Source organism: Bacillus sp. LR_5 (assembly GCF_042709275.1).
The window spans coordinates 1-1,568 of record NZ_JAVAXX010000568.1; the positions used below are offsets into that span (position 1 = coordinate 1).

Below are 1,568 nucleotides of genomic sequence, written 5' to 3' on the forward strand. Positions count from 1 at the left end.
ATTCGCCTCTTGCTGGCCAACACTATCTTGCGCCTGCCGCTCCCAATAATCCCGCTGCAGCCGTTCTTTTGCAATCGTACACATGAGATTCACGCTTTAGCGCTCCTTTCATTTAAAAGGTGTTGATTGGTCGTGTTTGCCCTATCTAATATACTCTTTTCCTTTCATTCCTATGCGGTAAACAAAAAGATCCTTTGCCTTCAGTGGCAAAGGATCTTTTTCTTATTTATACGTCACAAGGAAGTATTTTTTCTTCCCGCGGCGCAGAACAGTAAATTGATTTTCGATACGGTCTTCTGCTGATAGGGTATAATTTATTTCCGTCTGGCGTTCACCGTTAATGTAAACAGCTCCGTTTTGGATGTCTTCACGCGCTTGGCGTTTAGAAGGAGATAATTTAGATTGCACCAACACATCTACAAGTGAAAGCTCTTGGGTGCTGTCAACTTCCATAGAAGGAACATCTTTAAAGCCTACTTTTACGTCTTGAGCAGAAAGCTCTTTAATATTGCCGCTGAACAGCGCTTGGGAGATGTTGATGGCTTGCTCCAGCGCCTCGCGTCCGTGAACAAGTGATGTCACTTCTTCTGCCAGGCGTTTTTGCGCTTCACGTTTTTCTGGCGCCGTTTCTGTTTTTTCAGCGTATGCTTCAATTTCCTCTTTTGAAAGGAACGTAAAGTATTTCAAGTATTTGACAACGTCACGGTCGTCTGTGTTGATCCAGAATTGATAGAATTCATATGGCGATGTTTTTTCTTTATCAAGCCAGATCGCGCCGCCTTCCGTTTTTCCGAACTTCGTGCCGTCTGCTTTTGTGACAAGCGGAATCGTTAGGCCGAACGCTTTTGCTCCTTCTTCTTCTGATTTTCTGATCAGTTCAAGACCCGCTGTGATGTTGCCCCACTGATCGCTTCCGCCGATTTGCAGTTTACAGTTTTTGTCTCTGTAAAGATTTAAGAAATCATAAGATTGAAGAATCATGTAGCTGAATTCCGTGTACGAGATGCCGGATTCAATTCTTGAGCTGACCGTATCTTTTGCCAGCATGTAATTGATGCCGAAATTTTTACCAACGTCACGAAGGAAATCGATCACATTCATTTTGCCGATCCAGTCAAAGTTGTTCGCGATGACAGCTGGGTTTTCTGCTGCTTCAAAATCTAGAAATCTGGACAGCTGGTTTTTGATTTTTTGGGACCATTCGGATACGATGTCAGCAGTGTTTAATGTACGCTCTGCTTTTTTTCCGCTTGGATCACCGATGAGGCCCGTCGCGCCGCCCACAAGCGCAATCGGATGATGCCCTGCAAGCTGAAAACGGCGAAGTGTTAAAATAGGCAGCAGGTGTCCGATATGCAAGCTGTCTGCTGTAGGGTCAAAGCCTGAGTACAAGCGGATTTTTTCTTCATTCAGCTGTTTATTCAACCCTTCTTCATCTGTCATTTGCTGAATCAATCCGCGGAAGGATAAGTCTTCAAGTAAGTTAGTCATAAGATAAAGCTCCTTTTTTAATTAAAATAAAAAACGCCCCTTCGTTTACACGAAGGGACGATTGATTATCGCGGTAC

Annotated in this window: 2 protein-coding genes; both read right to left on the reverse strand. The window is 43.9% G+C overall.

Annotated features, from left to right (window positions below; genetic code table 11):
• Positions 1-93, reverse strand: a 93-nt coding sequence (sr7p, locus tag RAC86_RS38525; protein WP_377886936.1) for a small protein SR7P, incomplete at its 3' end; no start/stop codon positions are given.
• A 129-nt stretch (positions 94-222) separates the two neighbouring features.
• A complete protein-coding gene (gene tyrS / locus RAC86_RS38530) occupies positions 223-1,491 on the reverse strand; it encodes a tyrosine--tRNA ligase (protein WP_014480566.1) in 1,269 nt (422 codons plus the stop codon).
• Positions 1,492-1,568: the final 77 nt, after the last annotated feature.